This is a genomic window from Nocardia altamirensis NBRC 108246 (genome assembly GCF_001612685.1).
In the GTDB taxonomy this organism is placed as follows: Bacteria; Actinomycetota; Actinomycetes; order Mycobacteriales; family Mycobacteriaceae; genus Nocardia; species Nocardia altamirensis.
The window spans coordinates 29,064-42,408 of the sequence record NZ_BDAY01000036.1; the positions used below are offsets into that span (position 1 = coordinate 29,064).

Genomic DNA, 13,345 nt, shown 5'->3' on the forward strand with positions numbered 1-13,345 from the left:
GGACCAGCCGGTTCGCATTCACGGAGGTGCCTGATACCGACAATCCGCAGCACTCAACCCGAGTTTCGCCCTGGGGTGCAATCGAAAGAAACAGCGCTACAACAACTTTCGAAATCAACAGCATGTCGGCGCGTCCACCGGACCCAGCAAGCTACCGCAATAGAACTCGAACATCAACGGCCACATGAGAACACACGCCAGACAGCGTTGCCGCGAGTATGCCGGGTTCCGCTGGACCGCTCGATTACGGAACCAAGCGGTTGTTCACAGTTCCTACCCGGCGACCCCGGTCGACGTCGTCAGCAAACGCCGTCTCAGCACCTGGGTGGCCAGCACCACGAGGGCGACAGCAGCCGCGGTAGCAATGATCGGAAGAATCGTCGTGCCTGCCTGGTCGGCAGCACTGGCGATCGGGTTGACGAAACCGAGTCGATCGAACACCCAGCCCAGAGCAGCGACGATCACCAAGAGTGAGCCGCCGACGCGAAGGACTGGCTGAGCCCGAGTGGTGGCCAGCACCAGCAGTGGCGGCAGGGCGAGCGCGACAAGCAGCAACTGAACGGCCTCGATGCCCAGATTGAACCCGAGCAGACTGAGCGCCAGCTGACTGGTGGACAACTCCAGCTCGGCCAGGGTGAACGAGAACGCCATCCCGTGAATTAGCCCGAATGTCCCAGCGACCAAGGCTTCTCGGCCCGGAAACAGCGGCCGGACGGCGTGCGCGCCGCCAACCAGGATCGTCGCGGCGATGAGCGTCTCAACCGGACGCGCAGGGATCTCCAACCGACTCAGCGCGCTGACCGCAAGCGCGGCGGAATGTCCGACGGTGAAAGCGATTGTGACAGCGAGGATGTGCCTCATGGCGCGCCGCGGACGATTGTCCGGGTGCCAACGACCGGCCTTGGCGATCAACACAGCCGGCAGCAGCAGGGTAAACAGAAACAGGAGATGGTCAGTGCCCTCGAGAATGTGATGCCCACCGAGCACCACCATCCCGACGAACCCCCGCCACGCGCTGGCATCATCAAGATCCACCGTCAGCGGCGGCACAGTCATCGACCCCGAATCCACCCGCACGACACCGACCTGCCTGGCGTCATTGCCGACATCGACTTGCCCCCCTCGCCAATCCTGGCGCACCGCAACGACGGCAACGTGCGTAACAACCTTATGGACGACAGCGTCGTACCCCAACACGAACCGCCGCATGTCAACGCCCGGCGGCGGAGTCAACACCGCATGCGCAACAACTTCCTTGTACGAACCAGCGGCCGTCTCATCTGCATACCCCAGCCGCACATCGCTGATCTCGACAGTCCAAGGCACACCATCCAACGTGGTCGGCCGCACATGATCCCGCAGATAGCTCGCCAGCCCAGCAGCATCCTCCCCCGACAACACCGCCTTCACATTGACATCGATCCCACTGGCCTCCGCGAGATTCGCTGCAGGCAACAACAATTCCGCATCGATCGCCGCCTCCCGCACATCCAACACAACCGTGGACCCCGGCATCGGATGCGCCCCAGCGACCGGACTACACAGCAGCACGATCCCCGCACACCCCAACGCAACCAACGCTCTTCGTAGCATTCGAATCATGCGCCGATGATCCGCGACCCTCGGGTCCTCCCGAATCGGTCGATCAACCTATCTTCGCGACAACCAACAAGCAGACCTAGATGGGGACGTGCGGCGCTGCTTCGGGACACGCACACGCCGAATCTCTAGCCGAGGTACGGCGCGGATCTGCCCTCCAGGTAATGGGACAGCCTGAGTCGCTGCGTGTGGTGCATGTCGAGGCTATCCAGTTCCGCGGGAACTACGAACCGCAGTTCGGTGGACTCGTCGGAGATAGCGAGGTCTCCCCCGATGACACGGGCCAGGAAGCACACATTGAACTGACGTCGGACCTCGCCATCGCTGTAGGCGATCACGTGGCGGGGATCGGTGTAAGTGCCTACAAGCCCGGTGATTTCGATGTCCAGACCGGTCTCTTCCTTAACCTCTCGAACCGCGCAGCCGGGCAGGCTGTCGGTCATCTCCATACCGCCACCGGGCAACGCCCACAGTCCGCTGTCAGCACGCCGCTGCAGCAGAATGCGGCCCTGGTCGTCACACACCACGGCGGAGGACGCGACCACGAGACTGTTCGGCTCGGGTGCGGCAGGATCGTCGTAGAACTCGGTGCGCGCCATCGGTTTACCCTTCCACCGGCCGGGCCGTGTGCCAGACCGCGTCAAAACTGTCGGTGTAGGTGTCGAACAGGCCGCCGTCGAGGGTACGTCGCAGGTGCCAGACGGGCGCACCGTAGGCATTCACTCCCCACACGTGGGCATTGACCACCATTTCGTTGTCGGCACGATAAATGCTGTTGTAGAGGATCGTGTCGTGCGTACGCAGCTCGATTCCGGGCGTGGCGTGCAGAGCCCGGTAGTGCATCAGCGCGAGACGGCAACGAGATTCAATGCCGTGCCCGAATTTCTCTTCCTTGCCCCGTTGTTGGACGTTGACACTGTCCGCATCACCCACGGCTATCCGAATCGCGCAGCCCGCCTCGGCCCGTTCGATCAACAGATCATTGAGCCGGGGGTACGCCTCGTGGAGGAAAACCGCCGCGTACACCAGGACGTCGATGTGGTGGCGTGCTGCCGCGAACAGGTTGACGAACATCGACGCCGGGACGTCAGCCCGCTGGTCGTAGAGACCGACGAGTTCGGGGCTGACAGCGCGGGCTGTGCGCGCCTGCCGCAGGGCAGGCCACAGGGCGTGAACGTCCTCGCCGAGGGTCTCGGCGGCTTGGATTGCGGTACGCCGACGGGGGATCCGACCGAGATTCACCCATCGCTCAACCGATTTCGGATCGACCCCCGTCGCCTCGGCCAAGCTCGAGTGGGTCCATCCTCCGACCGCCATGGCGGCCCGTAACCGCTCATTCGACATAAGGACGTTGTACACCCCTCAGGACGTCCCCAAGTGGGAAATGTACGAGGTTCCGCCGTCCCAACGATCAACGAGACGCTGTGTGCAAAGCGCGGCGACGGGAGAGCGGCCCCACCTGGTCATCGGTCATCCCCCAAAGCCGGGTAGACACGGTGCCCATTGGTCCCTGACGGCGGGCGCTCATCAACCGAGCAATCGAAGGGGGCGGGCGATGGACCTTCCCGCACGACGCGACGACGAAGACCTCCATAAGCTGGCGCTGGCACCGAACGACGGACCGCACTATCTCCAGCACTCGGATGGCACATGGTGGCTGGTCAGGCCGGACGGGTGGCCGGTCAGTCCCGACGAATACGCAGAACTCCACGCCGATTCGGAGTCAGCGATTGCCACTGCACCCGTACTCGCGATTAATGTGGAACCAATCTCGGTGCAGGACAGCGAAATTAGGTGAACAGCGGATGGATCACGCTCGGATGGGTAACCGTGATTGGCGTGCCACTGATGGTGCTGACCGCCGTGATCCTGTGGCCTGAGCGCATAACGAAGGATCATTCCGCGGAGGCGATCCGGCGACGAATCGAGGACGAAAACGAGCTACCGCCGACCTGATGCGACCGCGAGTCAGGTACCCGGGATGCCGATTTCTGTCGCCTGGACCTGGCGGTGCCAGGCTCGGCAGTGCTACCAGCCGTAAACCGAGAAGCTATTGCCATCTGCGATAGACCGCATCGCCACGCGACAGTAGTCGATCATGTGATCAGGCAACGCATCGGTTGAAAACCATTCCAGGGCAGAACATTTGTCCGGCTCGCGGTTGTCTGGTTCGCGCTTCCAGTTCCGCACAGTGAAGAAGAATGCCATCCGGCCACCCGACGAGGAGTTGTGCATGATGTGGCTGAACTGGACATCGTCCGGTTTGATCGTTACGCCGATTTCCTCGTTGGCTTCACGGATCAGGGCAGAGACAACAGATTCGTCGGCTTCGAGATGGCCGGACGGCAAGTGCCAGGCCCCATCCTCGAAGCCCGTGTTATGGCGCTGACCGAAAAGCACCTCGTTTCCGCGTCGCAGCAAAAGGTGAACATCGCCAGTGACCTTGTGGCGGCGAGTATCTGAGCCGTGAGCTTGTTTCGTGACCGCGTCAGTCATGAAATGAAATCCCCTACTTCCGCAGTAGTTGAGCTGGGGTTTGCCGCAAGGCAGGCAGAACGAGGCGAGCCCAACTCCCAGTGCGGCACCGAAATATACACCGGACGTATACCGACCAACGGGCTACGGCATTGGGACCGGCAGACCCCGGGAGAGGATCCAGAGGCGCAGCTTCGGGACCTGCGAACCGGAAAGGGGTCCCTGGGCGCGGCTTCAGGACAGGCGAACGCGGGAGGAGATCCAGGGACACGGGCTTCGGGCCTGGCGGACCTGGGAGGGGTCCGGGGGCGCGGCCTCGGGACTGGCGAACGTGGGGAGGGGGTCAGGGGGCGAAGCCCGCCGGGCGGGGTGTGGGGGCTGCGCCCCCACAAAACACGACGAAACGAGACAAGGCCCACGCCCTCCGTGGGCATGGGCCTCGCATCGAGTGGAGCTGCCGGGAATCGAACCCGGGTCCTCCGCCGTTTCTCCAGGGCTTCTCCGTGTGCAGTTCGCTGTGTCTCTGCTTGGATCTCCGAGTCTCGCGAACAAGCTCAGATGACGATCCCAGTCGCTGTTAGATGTCCCATCCGAACCCGCGACCGGCTCGGACGGTAATTCCCTCTAGCTGATGCCAGTACCCGGGTCGAGGGACGAACCCGGACTGACAGAGACGACCTGGCTACTTAGGCAGCGAGGGCGTACTCGCGCTGATTGGAATCGGCGCTTAATTGGTTGCAATGACGCTTACGGTGGTCTCTTGCCTGCACCGACACGCTTCCCCTAGATCTACGTACGCAGTCGAAACCGTTCAGCCCCGTACGTCCCGACACCTTGCCGGGCTGTTCATGTTAACACCGCCGCGAGGGCGGTTCTTCCCATTATTCGGCGGTGTCGCCGCGTGTGCGGGCAGGCGCAGTCAGGCTGCGGCGATCAGGCCGACGGCGAGCAGGGCGAGCACCATGCCGACTTGTTGTTGCCGGCCGACGCGCTCGCCGAGCAGCACCATCGCCAGCAGGACGGTGGCCGCCGGATACAGCGAGCCGATGACGCTGACCAGCGACAGCATCGATCCGTGGAACGCGTACAGCAGCGCCGCGTTGCCGATCACGTCGAGCACGCTGATGTAGAACGCCAACCGCAACGGTTCGCCGCGCAGCCGCTTGAACTGTCCTCTGGACAGGGCGGTGATCCACACGACCCCGGTGGCGGCGGCGCGCTGCGCAAGCAACGGCCACAGTCCGGCCGAGGCGGCGGTCGCGTGCAGGAACACGAACATGAGTCCGAACGCGACGCCGGATCCGATGGTGAGCAGCGCCACCTTCTTGGTGAACCGCAGTTCGCGCCCACCGGTGATCTCCTCGGTGACGTCGTCGGGTGATTCGCGACTGACCAGCAGCACCGCGATCAGCGCGAACACGATCCCGGCGTACGCGAGCGGACCGGGCCGCTCCCCGATCACCAGGCCGAGCAGCACAGGTATTCCCGCGACCAACACCGCGGTCAGCGGCGACACCACCGCCATCGGCCCGCTGGCGAGCGCGGCATAGAACCACCACACAGCGACACCGCTGGCGACGCCTGCCGCCAACCCCCACCCGATCGACGCCGCGTCCGGCGTCCCTTCGATGAACGGCAGGAGCAGCAGCACCAACACGACCGAAAACGGGTAGGAGTAGATGACGACCCGCAGCGCGGTCACCCGCCGCGACGCCACTCCGCCGTAGAAGTCGCTCACGCCGTAGCCGATGGCGGCCACGATCGCGAGCAGGACGGCGGTCACCGCATGCCTTTGATCCGCCGCCCTAGCTCGCGGGTGACCTCGCGCTCAGCGGTGCGCTTGGCCAGGTCCTGGCGCTTGTCGTAGTCCTGCTTGCCTTTGGCGAGCGCGAGCTCGACCTTGACTTTGCCGTCGGAGAAGTACATCGACAGTGGCACCAGCGTCTGATTGCCTTCGCGTGACTTGCCGACCAGCCGGTCGATCTCGCGCTTGTGCAGCAACAACTTCCGGATGCGGCGCGGCGAATGGTTGGTCCAGGTGCCGTGGCTGAACTCGGGGATGTGCAGCCCACGCAACCACACCTCGCCGTTGTCGACCGTCGCGAAGGCGTCCACCAGTGAGGCCTTGCCTTCCCGCAGACTCTTGACCTCGGTACCGACCAGCACGACCCCGGCCTCGTAGGTGTCCAGGATCGTGTAGTTGTGCCGCGCCCGGCGGTTGGTCGCGATGACCTTGCGCCCCTTCTCCTTCATAACGATCAACCTTAAGTGACGCGGCAACCGGATTATTCCCTGGTAGGGCCCAGCGAGGATGGCGACAGCGAAGCCGGAGGGGCGGGTGCACGCATTGCTCGTGGCGCGGGCCGCTCTAGTGCACGAAGAGCCAGAGGACCAGCAGCCCGATGAAGGCGAGGGTCAGCAGGATCGTGGACAGGCGGGGCAGGCGGGAACGGACGGGTGGGCGATGATGGAGCCAGACACCTTCGACGGCGGGGTCGACGCCGCGGAAGGAGCTGGGTTGCGCGTCCGGGGCTTCACCGCCTGGCGAGCTGGTGGAGACGTCATCGGGGCCATCACCGGGAGCCATACGCTGCACCGTAGTGGGCCGAGGTGGCTTGACGCCGCAATTCGCACGCGGCGCAACGCAGTTGGTATTCAGACGAGACGTCGGGTAAATGCTTCGGTGGTGGCAGCGGTCGCGGCGTCGACGGTGTGCACGCGCAGATCGACGGTGGTCGCGGTCAGGTCGAGGACCATGAAACCGAGCTGGTGGTAGTTCTCGAACAGGGCGTTGTGTCTGCCGCGGGGAGTGATGGCCGGCTCGGCGCCAACGGTTTTGGCGGCGGCGCCGGACACGATCTGGCGGGTGCCTTTGGATTCGACGGTCGGCTCGAGCACCTGCAGCGAGTGGTCGTGTCCGGACAGCAGGAACTGGCACTTGCCGAGCACATGGTCTTCGAAGAACCGCTTCACGTGGACGCCGTTGATCGGTTCGATGGGCAGGTTTTCGTAGCGTCCCGCGTCGCCGTGCGGGCCGTTGTTGAGGTAAGGGTGGTGCGTGCAGGCGATCTTCCAGGTGGCGGTGGATTCGGCGATGGCGCGGTCCAGCCAGGCGCGCTGCTCGTTCATGAACTGCCCGTCGACCGCCCAATAGGGCGAGAGGATCGGCGGGATGTAGGCGGCGAGCGGGTTGAGGTCGAGGACGAAGAATTCGACGACGGGCCGCTGCTCGGGGACTCGAACGGAGTAGTAGCGGCTCGGCATCCACCAGCGTGGTGAGTTCGCGTGGTACTCGACCTCGTGGTTGCCGCGCAGCAGCCAGCCGCCGTCACCGCCGAGCACAGAGCTGGTGTCGTGGTTGCCGAGCACCATCAGCCACGGGAAATCCAGTCCGGCATTGGGGTTTTCGAACTTGTCGGCGAATTGTGGATCGGTGCCGCTGTTCGGTCCGCTCTCGTAGATGTTGTCGCCGAGGCCGACGGCCAGCGACACCGGTTCCCGGCGGTGGAGGGTACGTATCGCTTCGGCCACCGCCCATTGCGCGCGTAAACCGGTGCCTGCGTCACCGGTCACCAGTACCCGCAGCGTGCGGTCGGTAGGAAAGCCGAACTTGGTGACGCCCGGCGCGACCGGCACTGCCTCCGCGGGCGACAGGCCGACCAGCGACGCACCTGCCGCGACGCCCGCCGCACCGGCCAGGAATCCCCTGCGGCCAAAGCTGTTGTCACGCATACGATCCTCCATACGCCGCTGCCCCGCCCGACGACCATCTTCGCCTATCGGGCGGGCAATGGTCATGTCGGGGCGGGGCAGCGGCGTTGGCGGATGTCTTACTTCGCGGCCTGGACCGGCTTCTTGGTCCGGTCGAGTCCGAGTGCGTCGGAGATGGTGAAGAACATGTCCGTCTGGTCGGTCAGGCCGACCACGTTCGCGGCGCGCGGGCCGTAGGCGGCGACGCGCAGCTGGGTGCCGGTGTGCTCCTGCGAACCACCCGCGTCGGCGGTGCCGTAGGAGATGCCGATCTCGGCGCCGTCCTTGGTGACGACCTTGCTGGTCAGCGCGGGCGACTTGGTCTCCAGCGGGACGATCTGGCTGCTGTGCGCGTGGTCGGCGGTGACGATGACCAGCGTGTTGCCGTCGTTCTTGGCGAATTCGAGGGCGGCCTGCACGGCCTCGTCGAGGTCGACGGTCTCACCGACCTGGCCGCACGGGTTGGCGGCGTGGTCCTGCTTGTCGATCGAGGCGCCCTCGACCTGGAGGAAGAAGCCGTCCTTGCGTTCCTTGAGGAGGTCGATCGCCTTGCGGGTCATGGTCGCCAGGTCGGGCAGGGTGGCGGCGCGGTCCGGGTTGGGCTTGCAGGTCTGCGCGGGCGCGTTCAGGCCGTTCGGCACGGCGGTCTCGCCTGCCCAGCGGATCGGCATGTTGCCGGGCGAGAACAGGCCGAGCACCGGCGCGTCCTGGTCGGCCTTGGCGACGGCGTCCAGGCCTGCCTTGTCCGAGACCAGGTTGTAGCCGCGGGCCTTGGCCTGCTCGCTCAGCGTCTGGCCCTGCCACTTGCCCGCAGTCGCCTTCTGCTCGAAGCTCTTCGAACCGCCACCGAGGGTGACGTCGGCGCGGGTGTTGAGCAGCTGCTCGCTGATGGAGCCGAGTCCGCCGTTCTCCAGCGCGTTGGTCGGGCACTTGGCCAGGGTCTCTTCCGGGCCGTAGCACTTGCGCTCGGTGACGTGCGCGGCCTGCACAGCCGGGGTGGCGTCCTGGATTTCGGCGGTGGACACGTTGCCGGTGGCCTTGCCGTTGGCCTTGGCGATCTCCGTCAGGTTGGCCTGCGGCGCGCCCTTGAGGTCGACGCTGATGGCGCCGTTGTAGGTCTTGGTGCCGGTCGCCCATGCGCTGGCGCTGGCCGCGGACTCGGTGACGTAGTCCGGCTTTCCGGTCTTCTTGTCCAGCGAGTAGTGCGTGTAGGAGCCGGTGAGCGGCAGGGCGTCGATGCCCTTGAAGTAGCCGCCAGCGCCCTCGGCGACGTTGCGCGCCACCGTGATCTCGGAGTCGCCCATGCCGTCACCGATCAGCAGGATGACGTTCTTGGCCTGGTTGCCGTTGAGCGAGGCGCGCAGCGCTTCGGTCCGGTCGCCGGTGGTCCGGCGGGCGCCGCCGTTATCGCTCAGCGTGCCTTGGGCCTTGGGGCTGATGAGGTCGCCGTTGCTCTGCTTCGGTGAGTCGGCGGAGCCGCAGGCGGCCAGGGTACCGACGAGAACAGCGGCGCCCACGATGGCGCCCGCGCGGAACCGGCGGGGCATGGAACGCGGCGAGACAGGGGGCATGAGCGAAAACTCCATTGTTCGTTGCGATGTCGGATGATCGGAGCTTTACGAGGCCGTCTGAACAAAAGGAGCACAGCGGGCAACCGGATGGTTACCGCAGACTGTCCCATTAGCTTATTCGCATGGGTAACGTTCACGTTCGGCGAGCGAACGCCGGTACCGCACAATGACTTTCGGGTCACCTACCAGAGGTAGCGGAGTCATCAACGTACAGACCGAATGGTGCATAATGTCACTTTTCGGCGAGGACCTCCAGCACGCCCGCACCGTACTTGGCCAGCTTGTTCTCACCGACACCGCCCACCGTGCCTAACTCGGTCAGACTTGTCGGCTTACGGGCAGCGATCTCCCGCAGCGTGGCGTCGTGGAAGACCACATAGGCTGGCACGCCCTGTTCCTTCGCGGTGGCCGCCCGCCATCCCCGCAGTCGCTCGAACACCGGGACGTCCGTCGGAGCCATGTCCGCGGGCGCTGACTTGCCCGCCTTGGCGACACGCGCAGGCTTGGTCGCGCGTTCCGGCTCGCGACGCAGCCGCACCTGGCGACCGTCGAAGAGCACTTCGTTGCTCGCGTCGGTGAGGGTGAGCACCCCGTAGTCGCCGTGCACCGCGAGCAGTCCGAGGGCGAGCAATTGCCGTGCCACGCCGCGCCATTCGATATCGCGCAGATCGGTGCCGATCCCGAAGACCTTCAGCTCGTGGTGATCGTGCTGCAGTACCTTGGGATTCTGCTTGCCGAGCAGGATGTCGACGATGTGGCCCGCGCCGAAACTTTGGCCGCGTTCCCGCTTCAGCCGCAGCACCGCAGACAACAGCTTCTGCGCGGCGACGGTGCCGTCCCACGACTCGGGCGGGGTGAGGCAGGTGTCGCAGTTGCCGCACGCCTCGCTGGACTGACCGAAGTAGTTGAGCAACTGCACGCGCCGACAGGTCACCGTCTCGCACAGCGCCAACATCGCGTCCAGGTGCAGTTGCAGCTGACGGCGATGGGCGGCGTCGCCCTCGGACGAATCGATCATCTTGCGTTGCTGCACAACGTCGTTGAGGCCGTACACCATCCACGCGGTCGACGGCTGCCCGTCACGTCCGGCCCTGCCGGTCTCCTGGTAGTAGCCCTCCACCGATTTCGGCAGGTCGAGATGGGCGACGAAACGCACGTCCGGCTTGTCGATGCCCATGCCGAAGGCGATCGTCGCGACGACCACCAGACCGTCCTCACGCAGGAACCGGGTCTGGTTCTCCGCGCGGGTGCGGTTGTCCAGGCCCGCGTGATACGGCACGGCGGTGACACCGTTCTCGGTGAGGAACGCCGCAGTCTTCTCGACCGAGTTGCGGGACAAGCAGTAGACGATGCCCGCGTCCCCGGCGTGCTCGGTGCGGATGAACTCGAGCAGCTGACGATCCGGCTTGTTCTTCGGCTCGATCCGGTACTGGATATTGGGGCGATCGAAACTCGCGATGAAGCGCTTGGCGGTGCCGAGGTCGAGGCGTTGGACGATCTCGTCGCTGGTCTTCGCGGTCGCGGTCGCGGTCAGCGCGATACGCGGCACCTCGGGCCAGCGCTCGTGCAGCACCGACAGCGCCAGGTAGTCGGGCCGGAAGTCGTGGCCCCACTGCGAAACACAGTGCGCCTCATCGATGGCGAACAGTCCCACCTTGCCGCGGTCGAACAGCTGGGCCGTCGACTCCATCCGCAGCCGCTCCGGCGCGAGGTACAGCAGGTCGAGCTCGCCCGCGACGAATTGCGCCTCGACGGTGCGGCGTTCGTCCGGGAACTGGGTCGAGTTCAAGAATCCGGCGCGCACGCCGAGTGCGCTGAGCGCATCCACCTGGTTCTGCATCAAGGCGATCAGCGGCGAGATCACCACGCCGACGCCGGGCCGCACCAGTGCAGGCACCTGATAGCAGAGCGACTTACCGCCGCCGGTCGGCATCAGGACCAGCGCGTCACCGCCCGCGACCACGTGTTCCACGATCTCGCGCTGGTCACCGCGGAAGCGGTCGTAGCCGAAGACTCGGCGTAGAACCTCTTGCGCCGCAACTGATCCGGCGTCCACACCGGGATCGGTGTCGGTCGCCACGGCCGCGAATGCATCGGGGGGAGTCACCCGGCCCATCCTACGAGCGTGCGCGAGCGGCGCTACCGAGACGTCGGTATTGATCCAGGTCGGGTTGTGAGTTCTCCACATGGGGACAAACCATTCGACTTTCGCCGCGCCCGACGCGCTGAGCTGGGACTTCGCCGCACTGACCGAGATTCGCCGCACAGCCGCGCTGGTGCGGCTTTGTTAGGTTGACGGGCATGAGAAGAGGGATGGGGAGCAATCGAATTCGAGCTGCGGCGCTGACAGTGGCCGTGTTCGCGGGGATCGTCGCCACCGCGCCGATGGCTAGTGCCGAGCCGTTCCCGGACATGTGCGCAGCCGGTTGGGAGGCAACGACGCTGGTCGAGGGCGTCGGCAATCTGGAGAACCTCGACTCCGACGGTGCGGGTGGGTTCTATGTCACCGGCATCGTCGACGGGTTCCTCGCACATGTCGACAGCACCGGCCGATTCGAAAAACTGGTGACAGGTCTCGACAATCCGGCAGGCGTGCGGGTTGCCGGGCCGTACGTCTACTTTCTCACCGGGGACGGGCTGACGGCAGGTCCCGGCACACTGCAGCGGTACGAGATCGCGACCGGCGCGGTGACGGTCCAGCTCACCGGGCTGAATGGGCCGAACGGCCTGCTGTTGCTTCCGGACGGCGATCTACTGTTCACGACGATCGGCGTCAACGGACCATTGACCGGCATCGGACGCTACCGACCGTCCACGGGCGAGTACACCAAGACCTGGTCCAATCTGCCGCTGAGCAACGGCATTGCCCTTGCCGCCGATGGAAAGTCGATCTATGCCGACAATTTGACGGCACGGATCTTCCGCATCCCCCTCGACTCGCCAACCACCCAGACCGTCGTCTCCGGCGTTCCGCAGGTGTTCGGACTCCTCGACGATATGGAAGCCACCCGCGCCGGAGCACTATTCGTCGCCGACCATGTCGTCGGCGCCATCTACCAGATCGACACCGGCACCGGCTCGGGCTGCGCGATCATCACCGGCTTGATCAAGGCGGGTCCGATGCGCAACCCACCCGACGGCGCCACCTCGGTCCGCATCGCCCCCGACGGCAACGGCTGGGCGCTGTACGTCACCAGCATGGACGGAACGCTGCGTCGACTGCGTCCGCCGGCCGGCGTCGACCTCACCCCGGCAACGCCACCACGGTAGTCAGGGCGGTGTGCGATGTGATGGCGACGGAGAGATCTGCTACGCGACCACGCTGCGCCCAAATTCGGTGCACCACACGGCGAATGGTCCGTTTGCCCGATCTGCGTGATCGCGCCGCTGCGCCACTCGCGCGCCTCGATCGACATGCTTCGACACAAGTGGTCAGACACGCGCTACGACGGCGACGGCAATGACCTGCCACCCGGCAAGTCACCCGTCTGCCCGATCCGCGCGAGATCGCGCTGCGCCACTCGCGCGCGCCTCGATCGACATGCTTCGGCACAGTGGTCAGACACGCGGTAACACGGCGACGGCAATGACCGGCCACCCGGCAAATGAACCGTCTGCGCGAGATCGCGCTGCGCCACCCGCGCCTCGATCGGCGTGCCTCGGCACAGTGGCCAAGTACGCGCTACGACGGCTACGGCAATGACCTGCCACCCGTCTCCCGTTTCGCCTATTTCGGTGCACCGCAGGACAGATGACCTCGCCTACCGGATCCGCGCGAGATCGCGGCCTCGGTGCCCGGCACGTTCTTCACGTGCCGAGTCGACGATCCGGGCGGCGGAACGGGTTCGGTGCGTGCGTCGGTAATGTCGATTGCGACCTGGCTTGAACGAGGGTCGGCTTCAGTTTCCGTACCGCGGCGGGTTGTGCAGCGGGCGGGCCCGCTGGGAGAG

At 65.4% G+C, this 13,345-nt stretch carries 12 protein-coding genes and 1 other RNA gene; 2 read left to right on the forward strand and 11 right to left on the reverse strand.

What is annotated here, in order from left to right; all coding sequences use genetic code 11:
• Positions 1-273: 273 nt before the first annotated feature.
• From NA11_RS19815 to recQ, 11 genes are all read right to left on the reverse strand, one after another.
• Entirely contained in the window at positions 274-1,515 is a 1,242-nt protein-coding gene (locus NA11_RS19815) for a HupE/UreJ family protein (RefSeq protein ID WP_069163437.1), read from the reverse strand.
• Positions 1,516-1,727: 212 nt separating this feature from the next.
• Positions 1,728-2,198, reverse strand: a complete 471-nt coding sequence (locus tag NA11_RS19820) for an NUDIX hydrolase (RefSeq protein WP_069163438.1) — start codon at positions 2,196-2,198, stop codon at positions 1,728-1,730.
• A 4-nt stretch (positions 2,199-2,202) separates the two neighbouring features.
• A complete protein-coding gene (locus NA11_RS19825) occupies positions 2,203-2,886 on the reverse strand; it encodes a DUF5919 domain-containing protein (RefSeq protein WP_245745987.1) in 684 nt (227 codons plus the stop codon).
• A gap of 741 nt (positions 2,887-3,627) precedes the next feature.
• Positions 3,628-4,095, reverse strand: a complete 468-nt coding sequence (locus NA11_RS19835; protein WP_069163441.1) for an NUDIX hydrolase — start codon at positions 4,093-4,095, stop codon at positions 3,628-3,630.
• Positions 4,096-4,520: 425 nt separating this feature from the next.
• Positions 4,521-4,893, reverse strand: a transfer-messenger RNA (tmRNA) gene (gene ssrA, locus NA11_RS19840).
• 100 nt (positions 4,894-4,993) lie between these two features.
• Positions 4,994-5,857: a DMT family transporter gene (locus tag NA11_RS19845; RefSeq protein ID WP_174567702.1), complete on the reverse strand. Its 864-nt coding sequence runs from the start codon at positions 5,855-5,857 to the stop codon at positions 4,994-4,996.
• Positions 5,854-6,327: an SsrA-binding protein SmpB gene (smpB, locus tag NA11_RS19850; protein WP_069163442.1), complete on the reverse strand. Its 474-nt coding sequence runs from the start codon at positions 6,325-6,327 to the stop codon at positions 5,854-5,856. The genes NA11_RS19845 and smpB overlap by 4 nt, the downstream gene beginning before the upstream one ends.
• Positions 6,328-6,442: 115 nt before the next feature.
• The gene (locus NA11_RS19855) at positions 6,443-6,661 is read right to left on the reverse strand and encodes a WLR motif membrane protein (RefSeq protein ID WP_069163443.1); all 219 of its coding nucleotides are present in this window, start codon (positions 6,659-6,661) and stop codon (positions 6,443-6,445) included.
• A 68-nt stretch (positions 6,662-6,729) separates the two neighbouring features.
• Complete coding sequence (locus tag NA11_RS19860; protein WP_069163494.1) at positions 6,730-7,806, reverse strand: metallophosphoesterase; 1,077 nt, start codon at positions 7,804-7,806, stop codon at positions 6,730-6,732.
• Between the two features lie 98 nt (positions 7,807-7,904).
• Positions 7,905-9,395, reverse strand: a complete 1,491-nt coding sequence (phoA, locus tag NA11_RS19865) for an alkaline phosphatase (protein ID WP_245745989.1) — start codon at positions 9,393-9,395, stop codon at positions 7,905-7,907.
• Positions 9,396-9,627: 232 nt separating this feature from the next.
• On the reverse strand, positions 9,628-11,502 hold the full coding sequence (gene recQ / locus NA11_RS19870) for a DNA helicase RecQ (protein WP_141717714.1): 1,875 nt from the start codon (positions 11,500-11,502) through the stop codon (positions 9,628-9,630).
• 206 nt (positions 11,503-11,708) lie between these two features.
• Here recQ and NA11_RS19875 point away from each other — a divergent pair, with 206 nt between their 5' ends.
• Complete coding sequence (locus tag NA11_RS19875; RefSeq protein ID WP_245745991.1) at positions 11,709-12,665, forward strand: NHL repeat-containing protein; 957 nt, start codon at positions 11,709-11,711, stop codon at positions 12,663-12,665.
• A 335-nt stretch (positions 12,666-13,000) separates the two neighbouring features.
• A complete protein-coding gene (locus NA11_RS45705; protein WP_167837683.1) occupies positions 13,001-13,150 on the forward strand; it encodes a hypothetical protein in 150 nt (49 codons plus the stop codon).
• Positions 13,151-13,345 lie beyond the last annotated feature (195 nt).

What these genes read in the sequence shown, in the direction of transcription:
- NA11_RS19820 (WP_069163438.1), bottom strand. Translation starts at nt 2,198, where the DNA reads ATGGCGCGCACCGAGTTCTACGACGATCCTGCCGCACCCGAGCCGAAC.
- NA11_RS19815 (WP_069163437.1), bottom strand. Translation starts at nt 1,515, where the DNA reads ATGCCGGGGTCCACGGTTGTGTTGGATGTGCGGGAGGCGGCGATCGAT.
- NA11_RS19860 (WP_069163494.1), bottom strand. Translation starts at nt 7,806, where the DNA reads ATGCGTGACAACAGCTTTGGCCGCAGGGGATTCCTGGCCGGTGCGGCG.
- NA11_RS45705 (WP_167837683.1), top strand. Translation starts at nt 13,001, where the DNA reads ATGAACCGTCTGCGCGAGATCGCGCTGCGCCACCCGCGCCTCGATCGG.
- phoA (WP_245745989.1), bottom strand. Translation starts at nt 9,395, where the DNA reads ATGCCCCCTGTCTCGCCGCGTTCCATGCCCCGCCGGTTCCGCGCGGGC.
- smpB (WP_069163442.1), bottom strand. Translation starts at nt 6,327, where the DNA reads ATGAAGGAGAAGGGGCGCAAGGTCATCGCGACCAACCGCCGGGCGCGG.
- NA11_RS19875 (WP_245745991.1), top strand. Translation starts at nt 11,709, where the DNA reads ATGGGGAGCAATCGAATTCGAGCTGCGGCGCTGACAGTGGCCGTGTTC.
- NA11_RS19835 (WP_069163441.1), bottom strand. Translation starts at nt 4,095, where the DNA reads ATGACTGACGCGGTCACGAAACAAGCTCACGGCTCAGATACTCGCCGC.
- NA11_RS19855 (WP_069163443.1), bottom strand. Translation starts at nt 6,661, where the DNA reads ATGGCTCCCGGTGATGGCCCCGATGACGTCTCCACCAGCTCGCCAGGC.